Annotated in this window: 20 protein-coding genes; 11 read left to right on the plus strand and 9 right to left on the minus strand. The window is 72.0% G+C overall.

Going from position 1 to position 21,155, the window contains the following annotated elements; translation table 11 throughout:
* The first annotated feature begins 79 nt into the window (after positions 1 to 79).
* Complete coding sequence (locus tag ACX27O_RS23830) at positions 80 to 604, plus strand: hypothetical protein (RefSeq protein ID WP_210866023.1); 525 nt, start codon at positions 80 to 82, stop codon at positions 602 to 604.
* Between the two features lie 75 nt (positions 605 to 679).
* Entirely contained in the window at positions 680 to 1,456 is a 777-nt protein-coding gene (locus ACX27O_RS23835; RefSeq protein ID WP_030333476.1) for a class F sortase, read from the plus strand.
* On the opposite strand, the gene ACX27O_RS23840 is transcribed toward ACX27O_RS23835, so the two are convergent.
* Positions 1,399 to 2,130 (minus strand): TioE family transcriptional regulator, encoded by a 732-nt coding sequence (locus ACX27O_RS23840; protein ID WP_245233664.1) that lies wholly within the window; start codon positions 2,128 to 2,130, stop codon positions 1,399 to 1,401. The genes ACX27O_RS23835 and ACX27O_RS23840 overlap by 58 nt on opposite strands.
* Before the next feature lie 96 nt (positions 2,131 to 2,226).
* On the opposite strand from ACX27O_RS23840, the gene ACX27O_RS23845 reads away from it, so the two are divergent.
* Complete coding sequence (locus ACX27O_RS23845; RefSeq protein WP_210860632.1) at positions 2,227 to 3,822, plus strand: DUF6194 family protein; 1,596 nt, start codon at positions 2,227 to 2,229, stop codon at positions 3,820 to 3,822.
* Positions 3,823 to 3,837: 15 nt separating this feature from the next.
* Here the strand turns inward: ACX27O_RS23845 and ACX27O_RS23850 are convergent, their stop codons facing one another.
* The gene (locus ACX27O_RS23850) at positions 3,838 to 4,374 is read right to left on the minus strand and encodes an HNH endonuclease (RefSeq protein ID WP_030333470.1); all 537 of its coding nucleotides are present in this window, start codon (positions 4,372 to 4,374) and stop codon (positions 3,838 to 3,840) included.
* A gap of 223 nt (positions 4,375 to 4,597) precedes the next feature.
* Between ACX27O_RS23850 and ACX27O_RS23855 the strand changes: the two genes are divergently transcribed.
* The 4 genes from ACX27O_RS23855 to ACX27O_RS23870 all read left to right on the plus strand — a co-directional run bounded on the left by ACX27O_RS23855 (position 4,598) and on the right by ACX27O_RS23870 (position 8,617).
* A complete protein-coding gene (locus ACX27O_RS23855) occupies positions 4,598 to 5,314 on the plus strand; it encodes a hypothetical protein (protein ID WP_458940086.1) in 717 nt (238 codons plus the stop codon).
* A 118-nt stretch (positions 5,315 to 5,432) separates the two neighbouring features.
* Positions 5,433 to 6,443: a mechanosensitive ion channel family protein gene (locus ACX27O_RS23860; protein ID WP_245233667.1), complete on the plus strand. Its 1,011-nt coding sequence runs from the start codon at positions 5,433 to 5,435 to the stop codon at positions 6,441 to 6,443.
* Positions 6,444 to 6,675: 232 nt separating this feature from the next.
* The gene (locus tag ACX27O_RS23865; protein WP_051708604.1) at positions 6,676 to 8,064 is read left to right on the plus strand and encodes an MFS transporter; all 1,389 of its coding nucleotides are present in this window, start codon (positions 6,676 to 6,678) and stop codon (positions 8,062 to 8,064) included.
* Between the two features lie 163 nt (positions 8,065 to 8,227).
* On the plus strand, positions 8,228 to 8,617 hold the full coding sequence (locus ACX27O_RS23870; RefSeq protein WP_081883881.1) for a globin: 390 nt from the start codon (positions 8,228 to 8,230) through the stop codon (positions 8,615 to 8,617).
* A gap of 21 nt (positions 8,618 to 8,638) precedes the next feature.
* On the opposite strand, the gene ACX27O_RS23875 is transcribed toward ACX27O_RS23870, so the two are convergent.
* The 4 genes from ACX27O_RS23875 to ettA all read right to left on the minus strand — a co-directional run bounded on the left by ACX27O_RS23875 (position 8,639) and on the right by ettA (position 12,224).
* The gene (locus tag ACX27O_RS23875; RefSeq protein WP_030333460.1) at positions 8,639 to 9,223 is read right to left on the minus strand and encodes a type III secretion system chaperone family protein; all 585 of its coding nucleotides are present in this window, start codon (positions 9,221 to 9,223) and stop codon (positions 8,639 to 8,641) included.
* 131 nt (positions 9,224 to 9,354) lie between these two features.
* A complete protein-coding gene (locus ACX27O_RS23880) occupies positions 9,355 to 10,092 on the minus strand; it encodes a serine/threonine-protein kinase (protein WP_030333458.1) in 738 nt (245 codons plus the stop codon).
* Complete coding sequence (locus tag ACX27O_RS23885; RefSeq protein ID WP_030333456.1) at positions 10,089 to 10,535, minus strand: acyl-CoA thioesterase; 447 nt, start codon at positions 10,533 to 10,535, stop codon at positions 10,089 to 10,091. Before ACX27O_RS23885 ends, ACX27O_RS23880 begins: the two co-directional genes overlap by 4 nt.
* Positions 10,536 to 10,547: 12 nt before the next feature.
* Positions 10,548 to 12,224, minus strand: coding sequence for an energy-dependent translational throttle protein EttA (ettA, locus tag ACX27O_RS23890; RefSeq protein WP_030333455.1), 1,677 nt, complete (start codon positions 12,222 to 12,224; stop codon positions 10,548 to 10,550).
* A gap of 208 nt (positions 12,225 to 12,432) precedes the next feature.
* Here ettA and ACX27O_RS23895 point away from each other — a divergent pair, with 208 nt between their 5' ends.
* From ACX27O_RS23895 to otsB, 4 genes are all read left to right on the plus strand, one after another.
* Positions 12,433 to 12,717 carry a hypothetical protein gene (locus tag ACX27O_RS23895; protein WP_156057614.1) on the plus strand — a complete coding sequence of 95 codons (285 nt, stop codon included), beginning with the start codon at positions 12,433 to 12,435 and terminating at the stop codon, positions 12,715 to 12,717.
* A 110-nt stretch (positions 12,718 to 12,827) separates the two neighbouring features.
* A complete protein-coding gene (locus tag ACX27O_RS23900; protein ID WP_358125063.1) occupies positions 12,828 to 13,106 on the plus strand; it encodes a hypothetical protein in 279 nt (92 codons plus the stop codon).
* Positions 13,107 to 13,249: 143 nt separating this feature from the next.
* Positions 13,250 to 14,650 carry an alpha,alpha-trehalose-phosphate synthase (UDP-forming) gene (locus ACX27O_RS23905; protein WP_030333449.1) on the plus strand — a complete coding sequence of 467 codons (1,401 nt, stop codon included), beginning with the start codon at positions 13,250 to 13,252 and terminating at the stop codon, positions 14,648 to 14,650.
* Positions 14,651 to 14,691: 41 nt separating this feature from the next.
* Complete coding sequence (otsB, locus tag ACX27O_RS23910; protein ID WP_051708603.1) at positions 14,692 to 17,253, plus strand: trehalose-phosphatase; 2,562 nt, start codon at positions 14,692 to 14,694, stop codon at positions 17,251 to 17,253.
* A gap of 221 nt (positions 17,254 to 17,474) precedes the next feature.
* Here the strand turns inward: otsB and cobA are convergent, their stop codons facing one another.
* Genes cobA through cobC form a run of 3 tightly spaced genes read right to left on the minus strand, consistent with a single transcriptional unit; the run spans position 17,475 to position 21,062 of the window.
* Complete coding sequence (gene cobA / locus ACX27O_RS23915) at positions 17,475 to 18,806, minus strand: uroporphyrinogen-III C-methyltransferase (RefSeq protein WP_358132974.1); 1,332 nt, start codon at positions 18,804 to 18,806, stop codon at positions 17,475 to 17,477.
* Positions 18,807 to 18,846: 40 nt separating this feature from the next.
* On the minus strand, positions 18,847 to 19,977 hold the full coding sequence (cobT, locus tag ACX27O_RS23920) for a nicotinate-nucleotide--dimethylbenzimidazole phosphoribosyltransferase (RefSeq protein WP_030333444.1): 1,131 nt from the start codon (positions 19,975 to 19,977) through the stop codon (positions 18,847 to 18,849).
* Complete coding sequence (cobC, locus tag ACX27O_RS23925; protein ID WP_210866016.1) at positions 19,977 to 21,062, minus strand: Rv2231c family pyridoxal phosphate-dependent protein CobC; 1,086 nt, start codon at positions 21,060 to 21,062, stop codon at positions 19,977 to 19,979. The genes cobT and cobC overlap by 1 nt, the downstream gene beginning before the upstream one ends.
* Positions 21,063 to 21,155 lie beyond the last annotated feature (93 nt).

The following is a 21,155-nucleotide window of genomic DNA, read 5'->3' on the forward strand; positions in this document are numbered from 1 at the left end:
TTTGCGCCTGCGCCAACGGGAAAGCAGCGCGCGTGCCCAGGGGAGGGTTCCGGCGGTCGTCGCCGGTTGGGGGGAAATCATGCAGGGAATCCGCACGATCAACCGCGCGCTCTCGTCGCTACTGACACTGGTGGGGCTGGTCGGGGCGTTCGTCCTGTTGTCGGTCGCACCGGCTCGGGCCGGCGAGAACGTCTTCGTCGAGGTGACACCGAACAGCGCCCAGGCCGGTAGCCGGGTCAGCATCAAGGCAAGCTGCGACAACGACAACAACAACCGCCAGTCCAATGTGCACTCCGACGCGTTCGGGAACGTGATGCTCAAACCGGACAGGGGTTTCCTGACCGGACAGGTGACCATTCCGCGTGACAAGCCGGCCGGTGACTACCCGGTCGACCTGCGCTGCGAAAACGGCCAGACCTCGTCGACCACCCTGACAGTGCTGAACATGGCCTCGCCCAGCAAGGGGCCGGCGACCGGTGGCGGCGGTATGGCCGGCGGTCGCGGCACCGGCTCGTTGCTGGTGCTCGGCGGCGTCGCGTTGGTGGCCACCGCGATCGGGCTCGGGATGGCCGGCGGCCGGCGTCGATCGGGAGCCGGCTCCTGAGCCGGATCACCAATGACCCGCAGATCCGCGCGTGCGCGGCGGGACCGCCGCGCCCGCCTCCGGGCCGGGCCGGCGCTGCGCGCGTCCGGCCGGCTGGTGGCGCGCGTCTCCGGGCGGCTGCGCCGGGTCGCCGGGCAGGCCGTGTCGGCAAGTGTCGCCACCATCGATCCGGCCGCCCGCCCGCTGCCGCCACGGCGTCCGGCCGGGCCGCCGTCGGCCCGACACCGTTTCGCTACGAGCCCCGGGTTGCCGGTGCTGGCCATCGGCGCGCTGATGGTGCTGATCGTGGCGATGCTCGGCGTCGAGCAGGTGACCGGGATGAGCCTGCTGCCGGACCGGCTCAGCGCCGGCCTGCGACCACCGCCGAAGAAGTTCCCGGTGCTGCCGGCCAGCCAGCCGACCAGCCTCGCCATCGAGGAGATCGGCGTGCGGGCGCCGGTGCACGCCGTGGGCATCGCCCCGGACGGCACGATCGCCGTGCCGGACGCGGGCCGCGCCCAGGAGGCCGGGTGGTACGACCAGGGGCCCACCCCGGGCCAGTACGGTCCCGCCGTGATCGTCGGGCACGTCGACACCACCAGCGGCCCGGCGGTCTTCCACAAACTCCGCGAGCTGCGCTCCGGTGACGAGATCGAGGTCACCCGCACCGATCAGCGGGTGGCGGTCTTCGAGGTCAACTCGGTGGAGAAGTTCGACAAGGGCCGGCTGCCGGTGGACGAGGTGTACGGGGACTTCAGCCGCCCGAGCCTGCGACTGATCACCTGTGGCGGGCAGTGGGTCGGCGGCGAGACCGGCTATGCGGACAACGTGGTGGTCTTCGCCTCGCTGGTCAAGGCGCGTTCCGGCGGCTGAGCAGCGTCGAGGTAGTCGGCGAGCCGGGCGGCAGCGGTGAGCATGGCCCGGCCCCGCTCGGTGAGTCGCTGCCGCCACTGACCCAGCGACGCGGCGAGCGGTTCCGCGCCGCCCGCGTCGCGCACCCGACGCAGCACGTCGGCGATGTGGTCGAGCCGGTACCCGCCCCGGCGCAGCAGGTGGGCCAGTTCGGCGTCGCGGACGTCGTCAGCCGAGTAGACGCGGTAGCCCGTCGCCGGGTCACGCACCGGCCGCAGAATCCCGGCCCGCTCCCACTTGCGTAGCGTGGCCGGTCGTACACCGAGCCGGTGGGCCAGCACGCTGATCGGCACGGCTCTGCGGCTCTGCGGCTGCGGCGGCGCCCCGGTGAGCGTCGCCACCGCCGCCTCGACCGCGTCCAGGGTTTCCCGATCGCGCTGGAGCAGCGCATGACCCTGGTCGACGACGCGCAGCGCCGTGTCGATCTCACCCCGGTTGACGGCCCGCATGATCTCGCCGCTGGCCGGATAGCCGTGGCCCACGATCAACGCGAGGTAGGCGCCCAGGGCCTTGGCGTGCAGCTCGGTGAAGCGACGGTAGCCGTTCGGGGTGCGCTGGGCCGGCGGCAGGACGCCGTCGCGTTCGTAGTTGCGCACGGCCTGCGCGGAGAGGCCGTGCGCACGCGCGAGATCCACCGGTCGGCGTACACCCGGGTTTGAGGGTTTTGTGGCTGTCACCGCGCTCCGCCGCTCGTAGGTCTCAACCGCTGGTTCAACGATACGGTTCATGGAATGGCATCTTTTCTCGACCTGCTGGCGGCATCCCCGGACCTTCTCGCGCTCGGTGAACCGACGCACGGTGAATCCGCCTTCCTGCAGCTGCGCAACGAGGCCTTCCTGTCGCTGGCAGAGCACGGCTACCGCTCGATCGCCCTGGAGAGCGACCGGGCGGCCGGGCTGATCGCCGACGAGTTCGTGCGGGGCGTCGCCGACGTGACGCTCGACCGTGCGCTCGCCGAAGGGTTCAGCCACGGGTTCGGCGCGTACCCGGCCAACCGCGACCTGCTGCTGCGGATGCGGGAGTGGAACGCCGGACGGCCGGACGCGGAGCGATTGACGTTCCACGGCTTCGACGCCCCGGTCGAGCTGGACAGCGCGCCGAGCCCACGCCACCACCTCCGCCAGGTCTGCCACTTCCTCGGCGTGGACCGGTCCGCCGAGATCGACGACCTGATCGGGGACGAGGCGCGGTGGAGTGACCCGGCCGCGATCTGGGAGCCGGGCCGGTCGGTCGGGCGTTCGGCGGACGCGCAGCGTCTGCGGGTGATCGCCGACGACCTGCTGACCGAGCTGTACCTGCGGGCACCGGGCAGGTCCGAGGGCTGGTCGGCGGCGTTCGTGCACGCCACGGCCGCAGTGGAGTTGCTGCGCTACCACGCCGCAGCCGCCACCCCGGTGGCGCAGGAGGAACGTTTCAACCGCCTGGCCGCGGTCCGGGACGCGCTCATGGCCGAGAACCTGCTCGCGATCCGGGCCGTCGAGGCCCATCGCGGACCCACGGTGGTCTTCGCGCACAACGCGCACCTGCAACGCCACCAGAGCACGATGATGCTCGCCGACAGGCAGCTGACCTGGGCCGGCGCCGGTGCGATCGTCGCGGCGCTGCTGGGTGACCGGTACGCGGTGATCGCCGGCAGCCTCGGCGCGAGCCCGGCGCTCGGCATCGGAGCGCCCGCCGCCTCGACCTACGAGGGCAGACTCCAGCAGCAGGCCGGCCTGCCCCGGTACCTGCCGGCGGCCGACATCGCGCCGGCCGAGCGGCGGACGCACGACTACCGCTACTTCCCGCTGGATCAGGCCACGATCGACCACGCCGACCTGGTCCTGCACATCCCGACCGGTGTCGACGCGGCGGTGCTCGCCGATCGGATCCTCGCACTGCCCGACGTCGAGCAGGTGGTGGCGAGCGAGGAGAACGGATCACCCGAGGCGGCGTGGGGCGACCGGTTCTTCCACGTGGGCCCGGACCGCCGCCAGCCGTTCGCCACCATCGTCGAGCACGACGTGCCCGGCTTCGACGAGGCCGCACAGCTCGACCGCCCCGGCGTCTTCCGCCTCAACCTGGACCTCGGCCGGGCCGAGTTCGAGCGGCTGTTCGGCTTCCCGCCCAAGGAGTTCGAGGAGCACCGGCACGAGTTCGACTTCGCCCGGCTGGACACCCTCGCGCCGCACCCGGGCTACGCCCTGTACGGGTTCGCCAGCGTCGTCATGCCCGGCCCGCACCTGCTGCCCGAGGTCGACCGGCTGCTCGCGGTCGCGCACCGCCGGGCTGTCGACCGCCACGAACGCGCGACCCGCCGAGCACCCCACCCGCAGTCCGGAGCCTGACCACGCCCCTCGACGTCAGGCGGCGGCCTCGGGCTCCCGCAGGTCCAACCAGTCGGCCCAGCGGGGGTCGGGGGCGCGGTGCCCGAGGACCCGCCAGGCGGTGCCCTTCGGGGCGGCCGGCAACGCGTGTAACCGCCACCCCATCTCGGCCGGGGTCTTGTCGCCCTTGGTGTGGTTGCACCTGGCGCACGCGGCGACGACGTTCTCCCAGGCGTGCCGGCCGCCCCGGCTGCGCGGGAAGACGTGGTCGATGGTCTCGGCCGGGCCCCGGCAGTAGGCGCACCGCCACCCGTCCCGGGCGAAGATCGCCCGCCGGGACAGCCCGACATGCGTTCGGTACGGCACCCGGACGAAGCGCGTCAGCCGGACCACCGACGGCACCGGGAGCGCGTCCCGGGCGCTGTGCAGGATGCCGTCACCATCGGCGACGCAGACCGCCTTGGCGGAGAGGACGAGGATCGCGGCACGACGCACCGACACGACACACAGCGGCTCGTAGGTGGCGTTGAGGACCAACGCGCCGGAGCCCACCGTGGGTCGTATGTCAGGCATCGCGCTCACCCTCCCGGTTCAGCGGCTGCTGGGGACCGCCGTCGACCGGGGCCGGGCACAACGGCCCACACGGTCGACGCCGGGCCGATCACCGACGTCCGTTGCGCCAATAGTCCCTGATCGGACCCCGGATTGCACGTACTAATCTCTCTTCTGGTAAGCGGATCACCCCTGCCGGGTCGGGTAGCTGCGGCAGTGGCCATCGACACCTATGGTCACGGGCATGATCGACAGACTTTCCGCCGCCACCGTGCGCCACCGGCACGTCGTCCTGGCGCTCGGGCTTGTCCTTGCCTGCGTGAACGCCGCCGCCCCGGGTTCCACCGTGGGGACCCGCGTCCTGCTGTTGCTGTCCCTGGCGGCGCTGGTCCTGTCGGTGTTCCTCATGGGGGTCCGTCCGGCCTACTTCGTGGTGCGGCCGCACGTTCCCGCCTTCGCCACCCCTGGTCCGGCCTGGATGGTGTTCTTCGCCCTGGGCTACCTCGGGCCCGCGTCGCTCTGCCTCGGCGCGCTGATCCGCTCGACCAGCGAGGGCACTCTGTCGACGTTCGACCTGGTTTTCAATCTTCTCTGGTTGCTCCTGGCCGCGTTGGTGATCACGCGGGCGTGGCGGGGTCACGGGGTACGCCTGCATCCGTCCGGGGTACGGCAGACCTGGCCGCTGGGCTCGCTCACCGTGCCGTGGGAGGCAATGCTGGCGCCGCAGGTTCCCCCGGCGACCGACAGTCGTCCGTGGCTCCCGATGCGGATCACGGCACCCGAACTGGTTCGGGGGCGCGGCATCCCGCGCAGCCGGCGGGCGTTGCGGACGGACGTCGTCGATCCGGGATTCCTCGCCTCTGCCATCGGGCACTACGTCGCGCACCCCGAACACCGGGCGGCGATCGGCAGTCACGCCGAGTACGAACGGCTGCGCGCCGAGTTGCCCGCGAGAGGGTGAGCAACGACCGGCAGGCAAGCCTGCCGGTGGAATCACCGGCCGGTGGGTCGGCGGCGGACGCCCGGTCTCCTTACGGTACGAAGACAGGGTGAGTGCCGCCAGCGTGACGCCCCTAGCCCTGTCCGACGCCGTCTCGGTGAGCTGCCAGGGCAGCACCTCCTGCGAGTGGATCTACCGGATCACCGGGTCCGGCTGGTTCGCCGAGGGCAGCTACTGGATCCTGCTCAAACCGCTTCGGGTGCTGCTGATCCTGGCGCTGGCGATGGTGGCCCGGTGGGCGCTGCACCGGACGATCAACCGGTTGGTGCGGACGACCACCGACGGCGCGGTGCCGACGATGCTGCGGCCGCTGCGCGAGCGGGTGCCCACCGCCGCGGCCGACCCGGCCGAGTTCGTCCCCGAGCGACGACGGCAGCGGGCCGAGGCGATCGGGTCGGTGCTGCGCAGCCTGACCACCGCGTTCGTCTTCGGCATCGCGCTGCTAATGATCCTTCGCGAGTTCAGCTTCGACCTGGCTCCGCTGCTGGCCAGCGCGGGGATCGCCGGCGTCGCGCTGGGCTTCGGTGCGCAGAGTCTGGTGAAGGACCTGATAGCCGGCCTCTTCATGCTGATCGAGGACCAGTACGGCGTGGGCGACAACGTCGACCTGGGCGAGGCGATGGGTGTGGTCGAGTCGGTCGGCCTGCGGGTCACCACGGTGCGCGACGGCCGGGGCGTGCTCTGGTACATCCGCAACGGCGAGATCATCCGGGTGGGCAACAAGAGCCAGGGCTGGGCCCTCGTGGTGGTGGACCTGCCGATCGGCTTCAACAGCACCGAGGAGGCCACCGCGGTGCTGCGGACCGCTGCCGCCTCGGTCGCGATGGACCCGGAGCTGTCGCCGGAGATCGTGGAGGCACCCGAGGTGCTGGGGGTCGAACAGGTGACGGTGGACGGCGCGGTGATCCGCACAGTGGTGAAGACGACCGCGGACGGGCAGTTCGCTGTGGGTCGGGAGTTGCGTCGGCGGCTCGCGGAGGCCCTGGAGAACTCGGGGATCACCGCGCAGATCGCGGCGGCCCGCATCTATCCCGGTCTCTCGACCCGCCCGCTGTCCGACGGTGAGACTGGTCAGGGCGGCGCCACCTGACCCGGCGACATCGTCCTGCGATTCAGGGGTCGCGAGCCGGCCGGCCCCTCGGGTATCGTCCGTTCGTTCAGTCGGGGAGGCGACGAACGACCCGTTCGACCTAGCTAGTTGTCAGACGATCGGGCAGAATCCGGAACACGCGTTCCCACCAAAGCGTGATCACATCCTCGCTGATCCGTAGATCTGACGAGAGCTTCCGGCCGTGCTGCCACGAGCGGCCAAGCCGGGGCCGATGGAGGCGACGGTGCCTAACGAGCGACCTTCCGCGGAAGGCCCGGCCACATTTCGCGAAGTGTTCTCCCAGCGCGAGTTCCGGGCTGTGTTCGTGGCCAGCGCGCTCTCCTGGGTCGGCGACTATGTAGCGAAGGCCGCCGTCACCCTGCTCGTCTTCCAGCAGACCCGGTCCGTCGCGCTCTCCGCGGCCGCCTTCGCCGTCAGCTTCCTGCCCTGGCTGCTCGGTGGTCCGGTGCTCGCCGCACTCGCGGAGCGGTACCCGTACCGGCGGGTGATGGTGGCATGCGACCTCATCCGGATGGCGCTGATGCTGCTCATCGCCATTCCGAGCCTGCCGTACCAGGCGGTGCTGGTGCTCATCTTCGCCGCCACCTTGGCCAACCCACCGAGCCAGGCGGCGAAGTCCGCGCTGATCCCGCAGTTGCTCACCGGGGACCGACTGGTGCTGGGTCTGTCGCTGAACAGCAGCGTCGGGCAGGCCGCCCAGGTGGTGGGGTACGCCTTCGGCGCCGCTCTCGCCGCGATCACCCCGGAGGTGGCGCTGCTGTTCAACGCGGCCACGTTCGGCCTCTCGGCGCTGCTGGTACGCCTGGGCGTGCGCGACCGCCCGGCGGTGATGAACCCGGCGCACCGCAGTCACCTGCTGCGCGAGACCCGCCAGGGGTTCGGCATCGTGTTCGGCACACCGGTGCTGCGGGCCATCGCGGTGCTGGTGTTCAGCGCGATGCTCTTCTCGATCGTTCCCGAAGGGCTGGCCGCGGCCTGGGCCAACGACGAGAGTCGCGGCGCCGTCAGTGCGGGCACCGCCCAGGCAGCGATCATGATGGCGAACCCGATCGGCTTCATCCTCGGCGGGTTGCTGGTGAGTCGCCTGTTCGGGCCGGCCCGCCGACTGAAGCTGATGCGGCCGCTCGCGGTGCTCGCCCCCCTGATGCTCGTGCCGGCCCTCCTCGACCCCCCGCCGTTGATGGTCGCGCTGCTCGCCGCGCTCTGCGGGTTCGCGGTCGCCGGCATGATGCCGATGGCCAACGGGTTGTTCGTCCAGGCACTGCCGGACGGGTTCCGGGCCCGCGCCTTCGGCGTGATGGCCACCGGTGTGCAGGTCATCCAGGGTTTCGCGGTGCTGGTCACCGGGGTGCTCGCCGACCGGTTCCCGATCCCGATCGTGGTCGGGGTGTGGAGCGCGGCCGGGGTGGTGCTCATGGCGGTGGCCACGCTGCGCTGGCCGGACCGGCAGACGGTGGACGACGCGATCACCGCCGCTGCGAAGGCCAACGTCGAGCCGCCGGCCGTCGGACCCGACGGCCCTCCCGGTGACCGCTCGCCGGGAGGCGCCACCGCCGACCCGCACGCCGGTGACGGACACCGCCGGCACGCCGTCACCTGACCCGTCGCGCCGAGGTCGACACGAGCGGGTCGGACGCCCGACATCGGGGGGCGTCGACCCGGCGTGATCCGACGCACGCCGTGCGGGTCGGGTCGGCCCGGGGCGCACCTGGCAGGATGGAACTGTGACTTCCGCAGGCGAATCCGACCGTCCCGGTGCGTCGATGACCCTCTTCGAGGCGGTCGGCGGCGAACCCACCTTCCGCAGGCTGGTCGACGAGTTCTACGCCGGTATCGCCACCGATCCCCTGCTGCGCCCCATGTACCCGGAGGAGGACCTGGGCCCGGCCGCGGACCGGATGACCCTGTTCCTGATGCAGTACTGGGGCGGGCCGAACACCTACTCCGCCCAGCGCGGGCACCCGCGGCTGCGGATGCGGCACGCGCCGTTCCGGATCGGCGCGGCCGAACGGGACGCCTGGCTGCGGAACATGCGCCGGGCCGTGGATCGACTCGACCTTGAGCCGGAGATCGCCGGCACCCTCTGGGACTACCTGGAGCGGGCCGCGTACTTCATGGTCAACGTCGAGGACGACCCCGCCCACGGCGTCTGACCCGCCCGGCCCGCCACACCGTCAGAGCAGCGCGCCCTCGTCGTGCAGCCAGTCCACGAAGCTGGTGGCGACCGCCGCGCCACAGTCGAGCATCTCGACCAACAGCGCGTCGTGGGTGCCGGCACCGAGCGGGACCTGAAGCTCCGCGTAGATCGGCAACTGACCGCGCTCGGTCGGGTCACCGATGTACGCCTTGCAGAACCGGCGGGTGTGGTTCCACTCGTTGACCACCCGGTACGCCCGGTCGGCCCAGTCCGGCGGGACCGTGGCGTGCGGACGGGCCCGCATGACGAGGATCTCGTCCTCGGGGCCTTCCAGGGTGACCAGCACCGCGTGCCGCTCCCACATCGCCAGCAGGTTGCCGTCGCCGTCGGCCAGGTAGCGCACGTCCAGTAGATCGAGTGCGTCACAGACCCGGCGCAGGCTCACCGGCTCGACGGTGGCGGGCATCTCGGTCAGCACTGGCCGCTCGTTGGACGGGCAGTCGTCCCCCGGCTGGCGAGGGCTGGGCGGACCAATCCGGACCGCACTGTCGACTGTGATCCCGCTTCGGGTTTCCGGATCGCCGCCGTCGGCGGGACCGGGGCGCCATGACCACCACGGCATCGCTCGCGCACCTCACTCCCCAGCGGATCCAGTCGCCTACGGTGCGTTGGATCCGAGGATGGACGGTACCCGGACAGCCGGGTTGAAGCACCCCCCCAACGACCGCCCCTGACCAGAAGAATGAACCGGGGTCATCCGTTCGGACGAGCGCTCAGGGGTGTCACGGCAAGATCCGTGGCCTTCTGCAACCACGCCGCTCCGTGCGGTCCCACCAGGCCGACCCAACGACCGGCCACCCGCACCTGAACGGTGCCCCCGCCCTCGCCGGCCGACGAGCCGTCGGCGGCGCCGAGGAAGCCCATCCGGACCACCCCCTGCACCAGCCGCTGCGGCACCTCGACCGGCGCGGCGGGCGTCCCGTCCGGGGTGATCAGCACCGCCACGTGGTCGAGCAACGCGTCGCGCAGCGCCCGCTGGCCCACAGCCCGGCCGGCGACACCCTGCTCGCTCGCCGTCCGCAGGGTGCCCGCCGCCGCGTCCGCGATCCGTCGCAGCTCGGCGACGGGCAGCGCCTCCACCTGCTGGCTCCGCGCCGGCGGCAGCGGCCACCGCCACTGGGCGTCCCGCCGGGCCGGCAGGGCCGTACCGCCGCGCTCCAGCTCGGCGAGCAGCTCCGCGGCGGCCACCGTGACGTCCTCAGCGGCACCGTCGGCCGGCCCGCCGGCAACGGTGCGGACCACCAGAACCTGCCACGGCAGCCGGGCCCACAGCGCGACCCGGCCGGGTGCGCCGGCCGGCCGCAGCCGGACCGGCGCGGCCGGGTCCAGGCGGACCAGCCGGGCCAGGAAGGCGCCCGCGTCGGCCACCCCGGCGACACCGTGCGTCGACGCCGCCACCCGGCCCGGCCCAGCGGTGCCCGGCCGGGTCACCCCACACCGCCCTGCGGTGCGTACGTGAGCAGGAAGTCCCGTTCCTCGGTGGTGATCCGCCGGGGCACCTGACGGGTCAGGTCGAACGGCACCAGCACGGACCGGGCCCGGCTGGCCAGCACGTCGCCGTCGTACAGCTCGTAGGCGACGGTGAACCGGGAGGCCCGGATCTCCTCCACCCACAGCTCGATCCGTACGGTGGGCGCCGCCTCCGCGGTGGCCCGGCCGAGCGCGTAGTCGACCGGGCGCAGGTAGTCGACCTCGTGACGGCGGATCACCACCCCGTCGGCGAACGAGCCGACACCCCAGGCCCGCCCGCCGGCGAACATCAACGCGACCCGCGCCTCCTCGTACAGGGTGAGGAAACGCGAGTTGTTGACGTGGCCGTACGCGTCCAGGTCGGACCAGCGCAGGGTGCAGTGGTAGACGAAGCGATCAGACACCGTCTGCGCCGGTCAGTCGCGGGTCAGCTTGCGGTAGGTCACCCGGTGCGGCCGGGCGGCCTCCGCGCCGAGGCGGTCGATCTTGTTCTTCTCGTACGCCTCGAAGTTGCCCTCGAACCAGAACCACTTCGCCGGGTCCTGGTCGTCGCCCTCCCAGGCCAGGATGTGCGTGGCGACGCGGTCCAGGAACATCCGGTCGTGGGAGATGACCACGGCGCAGCCGGGGAACTCCAGGAGGGCGTTCTCCAGGCTGGAGAGCGTCTCCACGTCCAGGTCGTTGGTCGGCTCGTCGAGCAGGATGACGTTGCCGCCGATCTTCAGGGTCAGCGCCAGGTTCAACCGGTTGCGCTCGCCGCCGGAGAGCACCTTGGTCGGCTTCTGCTGGTCCGGGCCCTTGAAGCCGAACGCGGCGATGTACGCCCGCGACGGCATCTCGACCTTGCCCACCATCAGGTAGTCCAGTCCGTCGGAGACGACCTCCCAGACGGTCTTGTCGCCGTTGAGGCCCTCCCGGTTCTGGTCGACGTACGACAGGGAGACCGTCTCGCCGACCCGGACCGACCCGCCGGTCGGCTGCTCCAGCCCGACGATGGTCTTGAACAGGGTGGTCTTGCCGACGCCGTTCGGGCCGATGATGCCGACGATGCCGTTGCGGGGCAGCGAGAACGACAGGTTGTCGATCAGCAGCCGGTCACCGAAGCCCTTGCTGAGGTTGTTCGCCTCGATCACCGTGCTGCCCAGGCGCGGGCCCGGCGGGATCTGGATCTCCTCGAAGTCCAGCTTGCGGGTCTTCTCCGCCTCGCTGGCCATCTCGTCGTAGCGGTCCAGGCGGGCCTTGGACTTGGTCTGCCGGGCCTTGGCGTTGGAGCGGACCCAGTCCAGCTCCTCGGTGAGGCGCTTCTTCATCTTGGCGTCGCGGCGACCCTCGACGGCCAGTCGGGCGGCCTTCTTCTCCAGGTAGGTGGAGTAGTTGCCCTCGTACCCGATGGCCCGGCCGCGGTCCAGCTCCAGGATCCAGCCGGCCACGTTGTCGAGGAAGTACCGGTCGTGGGTGATCGCCATGACGGTGCCGGCGTACTTCGCCAGGTGCTGCTCCAGCCAGGAGACGCTCTCCGCGTCCAGGTGGTTGGTGGGCTCGTCGAGCAGCAGCAGGTCGGGCGCCTCCAGCAGCAGCTTGCAGAGCGCGACCCGGCGACGCTCACCGCCGGAGAGCTGGGTCACGTCGGCGTCCGGCGGCGGGCAGCGCAGCGCGTCCATGGCCAGTTCGAGCTTGGAGTCGATGTCCCAGGCGTCGAGGTGATCAAGCTCCTCCTGGAGCTTGCCCATCTCCTCCATCAGCTCGTCGGAGTAGTCGGTCGCCATCTGCTCGGCGATCTTGTTGAACCGCTCCAGCTTGGCCTTGGTCTCGGCGACCGCCTCCTCGACGTTGCCGAGCACGGTCTTGGCCTCGTTGAGCGGGGGCTCCTGGGCGAGCATGCCGACGGTGTAGCCGGGCATCAGCCGGGCCTCGCCGTTGCTCGGCTTGTCCAGCCCTGCCATGATCTTGAGGAGGCTGGACTTACCGGCGCCGTTGGGGCCGAGCACACCGATCTTGGCCCCCGGCAGGAAGCTCAACGTGACGTTGTCGAGCACGACCTTGTCGCCGTGCGCCTTGCGCGCCTTTTCCAGGACGTAGATGTACTGGGCCACGGTGCGGGCTACCTCCGTCGGTTGCTGTCGCTGATCGGCGGCGCGGCGCGGGCTGCGAGGACCGCCCGCCGCCGCCGGCCGGGAGCCGGCCGCGCGCACGCCATCGTCAATCCTGACAGGTACGACGCGCTTCGCCCACATCACCCCGCCCCAGGAGTACGCGGCGAGCCTCTCTGCCGACAGCGGTATTACCAATTAGCGTTCCCGTATGACCAAGAAGATCGCCATCAGCGTGCCCGACGACGTGGCCGACCGGTTGGCCACCGAGCCCAACGTCTCCGCGTTCGTAGCCCGAGCCGTGCGCCGCCAGATGGCCGGCGAAAAAACGCGGGAGGTGCTCGCGCGCGCCGGTTTCGTCATCACCGACGAGGACGTAGCCGAAGCTCATGCGGAGATGGAGCAGCTCAAGGCACGCATCACCCCCGAACTTCGTGAGCAGGCCGCCCGGCTACAGGCAGAGGTCCTCGCGGCACGGGCGAAGGCACGCCGCTGATCGCGTTCGGGTTGGCGCTGGACACGACCGCGCTCCTCTCCTACTCATCCGGCGCCAGGGATGTCGGAAAGAGGATCGCGGAGGCCGCCGACTACAACAGGGATGTTCTTGTGCCCGCACTGTGCCTCGCGGGCGCCCATGAGCGGGCCACGGCCGAGCAGTGGGAGATGCTCGAACTGCTCGGCGCGCTACCGCAGGTGCAGGTCACCGCCGTCGAACCGGAAATGTGCAGCTATCTCGCCGGTTGGTCGCGCCGGATGAACGGCCGGATGGACCTGGCCCAGTTGGCGATGGACGCCGCTGCGCACCCTCTCGTGCCGATCATGACGGATCGGCGGGAGCTGCTCGGCGAGGTGCTGCCCAAGGAGTGGCCGATCATCGACCTCTGACCAGGGCGGCTGTCGAGAAGATCACCTTCAGGGTTCGGTCAGACGGAGGCGGGTAGGAGACTCCGGCACTAGGCACAAGACGCCGCAGCTACGCTCAGTACGCTCATCGCGGTGGACCCGTCAGTACCCGGAGGTGGCCGATCGTGACCGTCCGTAGCTCCTTTGTCGTAGTGGCGAACCGTCTGCCGGTCGACGAGGTGAGCACACCCGAGGGCCGGCAGTGGCGACGTAGCCCTGGCGGGCTGGTCACCGCGCTGCACCCCGTCCTCGCCGAACACAAGGGCACCTGGGTCGGCTGGGCCGGTGGCACCGGCGCGGCCCCCGAGCCGTTCGACCTGGAGGGGATCCGGCTGCACCCGGTCCCGCTCAGCGCCGAGGAGCTGGAGCGCTACTACGAGGGCCAGTCCAACGCGACGATCTGGCCGCTCTACCACGACGCGGTGGAGACACCGGCCTACAAGCGCCGGTGGCGCGAGGCGTACCGCCTGGTCAACGCCCGGTTCGCGGAGGCCGCGGCCGACGTGGCGGCCGAGGGCGCGACGGTCTGGGTGCAGGACTACCAGCTCCAGTTGGTCCCGGCGATGCTCCGTGAGCTGCGCCCGGACCTGCGGATCGGGTTCTTCCTGCACATCCCGTTCCCGCCGATCGAGCTGTTCATGCAGATGCCGTTCCGCACCGAGATCCTGCGCGGCCTGCTCGGCGCCGACCTGGTCGGTTTCCAGCAGCGGCTGGCCGCGCAGAACTTCGTCCGGCTGGCCCGGCACCTGCTCGGGCTGCGCTACGAGGGGCAGATGATCCAGGTTGACGGTCGGCAGGTGAAGGCCGGCGCCTTCCCCATCTCGATCGACACCCAGGAAATGGAGCGGATGGCCGCCGACCCGGCGATCCAGGCCCGGGCCAAGCAGATCCGCGCCGAGCTGGGCGACCCGAAGACGATAATCCTGGGCGTGGACCGACTGGACTACACCAAGGGCATCGAGTTGCGGCTCAAGGCCTTCCGGGAACTGCTGGCTGACGGAAAGTTGACAGTTCCCGACGCGGTCATGGTTCAGGTCGCCACGCCCAGCCGTGAGCGCGTGGAGCACTACCAGGCACTACGGGTCAAGGTGGAGCGCGAGGTCGGCCGGATCAACGGCGAGTTCGGTCGGGTCGGCGTGCCGGCGGTCCATTACCTCCATCAGTCGTACAGTCGCAGTGAGCTGGCGGCGATGTACGTTGCTGCCGACGTGATGATGGTGACCCCGCTGCGAGACGGAATGAACCTCGTGGCGAAGGAATACGTAGCATCACGTGCCGACCAGGGTGGAGCGCTCGTACTCAGTGAGTTCGCCGGTGCCGCCACCGAGCTTCGCCAGGCATTTTTGTGTAACCCGCACGACCCGGACGCGGTCAAGGACGCCCTCCTCCGGGCCGTGCACGTGGAGAAAACCGAGGCACGCCGCCGGATGCGGACAATGCAACGTCACCTGCGTACCCACGACGTGGGCCACTGGGCCAAGTCTTTCCTCTCGGAGCTCGGAGTTCCCGAGGCGGAGGCCGAGTGAACACGTCCGTCAACGATGGGGCGGCAATCGCCACCGGGGTCATGGACCCTGAGCTGCGCGCCGCCATCGGCCGGATCGCCCGGGTCCCCCAGCTCCTGGTCGCCTGCGACTACGACGGCACGCTCGCGCCGATCGTGGAGGATCCGAGCACGGCCGTCCCGCTGCCCGAGTCGGTGGCCGCGGTCCGCGCACTCGCCGCGCTGCCGCAGACCACCGTCGCGGTGGTCTCCGGTCGGGCGCTGCGCGACCTGGCCGCCCTCTCCCGGCTGCCCAGCGAGGTGCACCTCGTCGGCAGCCACGGCTCCGAGTTCGACATCGGCTTCGTCGAGCGGCTCTCGCCCGAGCTGGTCGCCGTCCGCACCCAGGTCCGCAACGCGCTGCGCGAGATCGCCGCCGAGCACCCGGGCATCCGGCTGGAACGCAAACCGGCCAGCGTCGCCATGCACACCCGGGGAATCGACCCGCAGGTCGCGGCCTCGGCCATCGAGGCGGTGCTCAACGGTCCGGCCACGTTCGACGGCGTCACGGTGACCCAGGGCAAGGAGGTCATCGAGCTCTCCGTGGTGGCCACCCACAAGGGCACCGCTGTCGACCAGCTCCGGACCCAGCTCGCCGCCAGCGCGGTGCTGTTCATCGGCGACGACATCACCGACGAGAACGCGTTCGGCAACCTGCACGGCCCCGACCTCGGTATCAAGATCGGCCCCGGTGACACCCAGGCCGGCTACCGGGTGGCCGACCCGCTGGAGGCCGCGCGGGCACTCGCGCTGCTGCTGGAGACCCGCCGGCACTGGCTGTTCGGCGAGCGGGCGGTGCCGATCGAGCGGCACTCCATGCTGGCCAACGGTCGTACCGTCGCGTTGCTCACCCCCGAGGCCAAGGTGAGCTGGCTCTGCCACCCCAAGCCGGACTCGGCGGCGATCTTCGCCGATCTGGTCGGTGGCAGCCCGGCCGGCCACTTCAGCATCGTCCCGGAACGCGGCGGCATCCCGCTGGGTCAGCGCTACCGCTCCGGCACGATGACAGTGGAGACCCGCTGGTCCGGGCTCACCGTCACCGACTGGTTGGACAAGCCGGCCCGGGAGACCACCCCGGACGGCCCGGCGGTCGTCACCGGTGACTCGACCCTGGTCCGGGTGCTGACCGGCGGCGGCAAGGCCCGGGTGGAGTTCGCACCGCGGCCGGAGTTCGGCCAGGTGGCCGTGCAGTTGCAGCCACTCGGCGACGGTCTGCTGGTGCTCGGCTCCAACGAGCCGGTCGCGCTCTACTCCCCCGGCGTGCAGTGGGAGGTCGGCAACGACGGCGGGTACGAGACCGCCAAGGCGATCGTCGACCTCTCCGCGGCCGGCGGACAGGTCGTGCTGGAGCTGCGCTTCGGCACGCACAGCCTGGAACATCACCGGGTGCCGATCCACGAGCGTCAGGCCGCCGCCGAGCAGCCGTGGAAGGACTGGGTGGCCTCGCTGCGGCTGCCCTCCACCGCTCGTGACCTGGTCGCGCGCAGCGCCCTCACCCTGCGCGGGCTCTGCCACGAGGCCACCGGCTCGATCCTGGCCGCGGCGACCACCTCGCTCCCCGAGGAGCTGGGCGGCGTCCGCAACTGGGACTACCGCTACTGCTGGCTGCGCGACGCCGCGCTGACCGCCCGCGCCCTGGTCGACCTGGGCTCCGTCGAGGAGGCCGAGGCGCTGCTGCGCTGGGTGGACGGCTGCATCGAGCGCACCGGCGGGCACCCGGAGCGGCTGCACCCGCTCTACACCATCGACGGTTACGAGCTGGGCGCCGAGGCGGTCATCGACACGCTGCCCGGGTACGCCGGCTCCCGGCCGGTCCGGGTCGGCAACCTCGCCAACCACCAGTTGCAGCTGGACGTCTTCGGCCCGATCGCCGACCTGATCGCGGCCGTCGCCGACGCCCGCGGCTCGGTCCGCGACGACGAGTGGCGCGTCCTGGAGAACATGGTCGAGGCGGTCCGCCGCCGCTGGCACGAGCCCGACCACGGCATCTGGGAGGCCCGGCTGCCACCCCGGCACCACGTGTTCTCCAAGGTGATGTGCTGGATGACGGTCGACCGGGCGCTGCACGTGATGCGCCAGCACGGCGGCGAGGACCGGCCCGAGTGGAAGGACCTGCGGGACCGGATCGGCGCCAACGTGCTGGAGCACGGCTGGCACTCCGACGTCGAGGCGTACAGCGTCGCCTACGGGGACGAGGACATGGACGCCTCGTCGCTCTGGATCGGCCTCTCCGGCCTGCTCCCGGGCGACGACCCGCGCTTCCTGTCCACAGTCCTGCGGATCGAGGCGGACCTGCGCAGCGGCCCGGTCGTCTACCGCTACCACTGGGACGACGGCCTGCCCGGCCGCGAGGGCGGTTTCCACATCTGCACGGCGTGGCTGATCGAGGCGTACCTGCGCACCGGTCGGCGCACCGACGCCGAGGAGCTGTTCGCGCAGATGGTGCTGACCGCCGGCCCGACCGGCCTGCTCCCCGAGCAGTACGACCCGCTGGCCGAGCGCGGCCTGGGCAACCACCCGCAGGCGTACAGCCACCTCGGGCTGATCCGCTGCGCCCTGCTGCTGGACAACATGCTCAAGCAGTAGTCGACCGACAGACCACGACGGGCCGGAGCAGCGCTGCTCCGGCCCGTCGTCTGTGCCGGCACCGCCACGTCGCCGGCCCGCTGTCCTGACCCTCGCCGCACCGGCCATCGCTGGCAATCTTGGACAGTTTCCGTCAGCACGTGACGGAAACTGTCCAAGATCTCGTCCGTGAGCACCCTGGCACGCCCGACCGGTGTCGCCGGCGCGGTCGGAACGGACCCTCAGCCGTCGAGCGTGCCCACCACGTCTCCCACCACGACGACGGCGGGCGGGCGAAGGTCGGCGGCGAGCAGGTCGGCGGCCACCTCGCCCAGCGTGGACCGCAGGATCCGTTGGGTGCCGGTGGTGGCTTCCTGGACGACGGCGGCCGGCGTCTGCGGCGGCCGACCGTGGGCGATCAGGGTGGCAGTGATGGCAGCGAGGTTCTTCAGCCCCATCAGGATCACCAGGGTGCCGTGCAGACCGGCGAGGGCGTCCCAGCGCACCAGCGAGGCCGGCGAGTCGGGTGCCAGGTGCCCGGAGACCACTGTGAACTCGTGCGCCACCCCCCGATGGGTGACCGGAATCCCGGCCGCCGCCGGGGCGGCGATCGAACTGGTCACCCCGGGGACCACTGTCACCGGCACACCGGCCGCCGTGCAGGCCAGCAACTCCTCACCACCGCGCCCGAAGACGTACGGGTCGCCGCCCTTGAGCCGGACCACGACGGCGCCGGCCAGGGCCCGGTCGACCAGGATCTGGTTGATCTCCTCCTGGGCCCGGGACGGGCCGTAGGGGATCTTCGAGGCGTCCACCAGCTCGACGTCCGGGCGCAGCTCGTCCAGGAGGAGGCCGGGCACCAGCCGGTCGGCGACCACCACGTCCGCCTCGGTGAGCAGCCGCCAGCCCTTGACCGTGATCAGCTCGGGATCACCAGGCCCCGCCCCGACCAGCGCCACCCGCCCGGCCCGCCGCCCACCGCCCGCACCGGTCGCGCTGGCCGCACCGGTCGCGCCGCCCGCGCCGGCTGTGCCGCCCGCGCCGACCACGTCGGTCCCACCTGTCGCACCGGCCGAAGAGCCGGGCCGGCCCCGCGTCGAAGCGGTCCCGTCCGATCCCAGGCGGACCGCGAGCAGGTCGCGGATCGCGTCACGGACGGTCATCGCCCGTCGGGGGTCGCCGCCGCCGAGCACCGCCACGGTGACCGGGCCGTGCCGGGTCACCGCCGGGGTCCAGGCGGTGGCGGCCGTGCGGTCGTCGGCCCGGACGCAGAAGATCCGCCGCTCGGCGGCGACGGCGCTCACCGAGGCCGCCGCCATCGGGTCGTCGATGGCGACCTGGACCAGCCAGGCGCCGTCCAGGTCCTCCGGTTCGAACCGGCGCGGCACCCAGTGCAGTCGCCCCGCGTCGACCTGGGCGCGCAGCGCCGGGGTCAGTTCCGGGGCCACCAGCAGGACATCCGCACCGGCGTCCAGCAGCGCGGGCACCCGCCGGGTGGCGACCGTGCCGCCGCCCACCACCACCACCCGTCGCCCGTGCAGGCGCAGCCCGAGCGGGTACGGGTTGGCGGTCATGCCGCACCGCCGGGGCGGACGGCTCGTTCGTCGCGCGCTGTCACTTCTCGGCCACCCCGGCGGAGTCGAAGGTGGCCACCTCGTGCAGCACCCGGACCGCGCCGGTGACCACTGGCAGCGCCAGCAGCGCGCCGGTGCCCTCGCCGAGGCGCAGCCCCAGGTCGATCAGCGGGTCGAGCCCGAGGTGGCGCAGCGCCACTGTGGCACCGGGCTCGGCCGAGCGGTGGCCGGCGACCATCGCGCAGACCGCAGCCGGGGCGAACGCGGCGGCGGCGAGGGCGGCCGAGACCCCGATCACGCCGTCCAGCAGCACCGGCGTGCGGCGCGCCGCGGCACCCAGGATCAGCCCGGCCAGGGCGGCGTGCTCCAGGCCACCGACGGCGGCCAGCACCCCCAGCGGGTCGGCCGGGTCGGGGGTGTGCCGGGCCAGCGCGGCCCGCACCACCGCCACCTTGTGGGCGTACGTCGGGTCGTCGACGCCGGTGCCCCGACCGGTGGCGTCGAGCGCGTCGACGCCGGTGAACGCGGCGATCAGCGCGGCGGCAGGGGTGGTGTTGCCGATGCCCATGTCTCCGGTGAGCAGGATGCCGGCACCGGCGTCGATCAGCTCGTCGGCGATGCGGATGCCGGTCTGTACCGCCGCCAGCGCCTCGTCCCGGGTCAGCGCGGTGGTCACAGTGAAATCGCTGGTGCCCCGGCGGACCGACGCGACGACCAGCCGGGGCACTGCCGGGTCGAGCACTGCCGGACCGGTGACCGCTGGGTCGAGCACCGCCGGGTCGGAACCGGCCGGCGCGGCGGCCGGGTCGGTGGCCAGCGGGGTGGCCACGCCGACGTCGACGACGGTGACCGAGGCACCGGCCTGCCGGGCGAACGCGTTGACCACCGCACCGCCGGCCAGGAAGTTGCCGATCATCTGCGCGGTGACCTCCTGCGGCCAGGGGCTGACCCCCTGGGCGTGCACCCCGTGGTCGCCGGCGAAGATCGCCACCGCGGCCGGCTCGGGCAGCGGCGGTGGGCACGCCCCGGCCAGACCGGCGAGGCGTACCGAAAGCTCCTCCAGCGCGCCCAGCGAGCCCACCGGCTTGGTCAGTCGTCCGTGCAGCTCCCGGGCGGCGGCCATGGCCGCCTCGTCCGCCGGACGGATCGCCGCGATCGTGGTCTCCAGCATCATGCCTCCATGGTCTCGCGCAGCACGTCGATGAACGCGTCGGTGGTGTTTCGGTCACGTACCGCCACCCGCAGCCAGTCCGGGCCGAGGCCGGGGAACGTGTCGCCCCGACGCACCGCCCAGCCGCGCTCGCGCAGGGCCGCCCGGATCCGGGTGGCGCCCGGCAGGTGCAGCAGCACGAAGGCGCTGGCGGGACGGCCGACGACGCGTACACCGGGCAGGTCGGCCAGTCGCGCGACCAGGTGGTCGCGGTCGGCGGCGAGGTCGGCGGCGATGGCGCGTTCGGCCTGGACCGCGACGACGCTGGCGCAGGCCGACGCGGCCGCCAGCGCGGGCGTGGAGACGGCCCAGAGCGGCTGGACGGCGGCCAGGCGGGACAGCAGTTCCGCTTCGCCGAGCAGGTAGCCGATCCGGAGGCCGGCCAGACCCCACGTCTTGGTGAGGCTGCGCACCACGAGCAACCCGGGCAGGTCGCGGCGTTCGGCCAGCGACTCCGGCTCGCCGGGGTGCCCGGGGGCGGTGGTGGTGTCGGCGAACGCCTCGTCGACCACCAGCACCCGGCCGGGGCGGGCCAGCGCGGCCACCGTCCCGGCGGAGTGCAGCACCGAGGTCGGGTTCGTCGGGTTGCCGATCATCACGAGGTCGGCGTCGGCGGGCACCCGGGACGGGTCGAGCCGGAAGTCGTCGGCGGCGTCGAGCAGCACCCGCTCGACCTGGTGTCCGGCGGCCCGCAACGCGGCCTCCGGCTCGGTGAACTGCGGGTGCACCACCACCGGGCGGCGGACGCCGCGCAGCGCCTGGGCGATCAGCACGAAGCCTTCGGCGGCCCCGGCGGTGAGCAGCACCTCGTTCGGGTGACGGTGGTGTCGGGCGGCGACCGCCGCGCGGGCCGGCGCCGGGTCCGGATAGCGGGCCAGGTCGGTGAGGGTCGCGGCGATCGGGTCGGCGAGCCAGGCGGGAGGCCGGGCCCGACGGACATTGACGGCGAGGTCGATCAGGCCGGCGGTGGCCTCCGCGTCGCCGTGGTGCCCGAGGTCCGGCTCGAACCCGGTAGGTGGGGCGAGCGTGCTCGGCTGATCAGACATGTCCGCGATCCTGCCGGGAAGGTGGCCGGTGGGACAGCCGATCTCGACGTAAGCCGCGTCACCACTCGCCGGTTTAAGAGTTCTTCTCATGTA

Source organism: Micromonospora sp. SD19 (assembly GCF_054462275.1).

What these genes read in the sequence shown, in the direction of transcription:
- ACX27O_RS23830 (WP_210866023.1), top strand. Translation starts at nt 80, where the DNA reads ATGCAGGGAATCCGCACGATCAACCGCGCGCTCTCGTCGCTACTGACA.
- ACX27O_RS23845 (WP_210860632.1), top strand. Translation starts at nt 2,227, where the DNA reads ATGGCATCTTTTCTCGACCTGCTGGCGGCATCCCCGGACCTTCTCGCG.
- ACX27O_RS23850 (WP_030333470.1), bottom strand. Translation starts at nt 4,374, where the DNA reads ATGCCTGACATACGACCCACGGTGGGCTCCGGCGCGTTGGTCCTCAAC.
- ACX27O_RS23855 (WP_458940086.1), top strand. Translation starts at nt 4,598, where the DNA reads ATGATCGACAGACTTTCCGCCGCCACCGTGCGCCACCGGCACGTCGTC.
- ACX27O_RS23865 (WP_051708604.1), top strand. Translation starts at nt 6,676, where the DNA reads ATGGAGGCGACGGTGCCTAACGAGCGACCTTCCGCGGAAGGCCCGGCC.
- ACX27O_RS23870 (WP_081883881.1), top strand. Translation starts at nt 8,228, where the DNA reads ATGACCCTCTTCGAGGCGGTCGGCGGCGAACCCACCTTCCGCAGGCTG.
- ACX27O_RS23875 (WP_030333460.1), bottom strand. Translation starts at nt 9,223, where the DNA reads ATGCCGTGGTGGTCATGGCGCCCCGGTCCCGCCGACGGCGGCGATCCG.
- ACX27O_RS23895 (WP_156057614.1), top strand. Translation starts at nt 12,433, where the DNA reads ATGACCAAGAAGATCGCCATCAGCGTGCCCGACGACGTGGCCGACCGG.
- otsB (WP_051708603.1), top strand. Translation starts at nt 14,692, where the DNA reads ATGGACCCTGAGCTGCGCGCCGCCATCGGCCGGATCGCCCGGGTCCCC.
- cobA (WP_358132974.1), bottom strand. Translation starts at nt 18,806, where the DNA reads ATGACCGCCAACCCGTACCCGCTCGGGCTGCGCCTGCACGGGCGACGG.
- cobT (WP_030333444.1), bottom strand. Translation starts at nt 19,977, where the DNA reads ATGCTGGAGACCACGATCGCGGCGATCCGTCCGGCGGACGAGGCGGCC.
- cobC (WP_210866016.1), bottom strand. Translation starts at nt 21,062, where the DNA reads ATGTCTGATCAGCCGAGCACGCTCGCCCCACCTACCGGGTTCGAGCCG.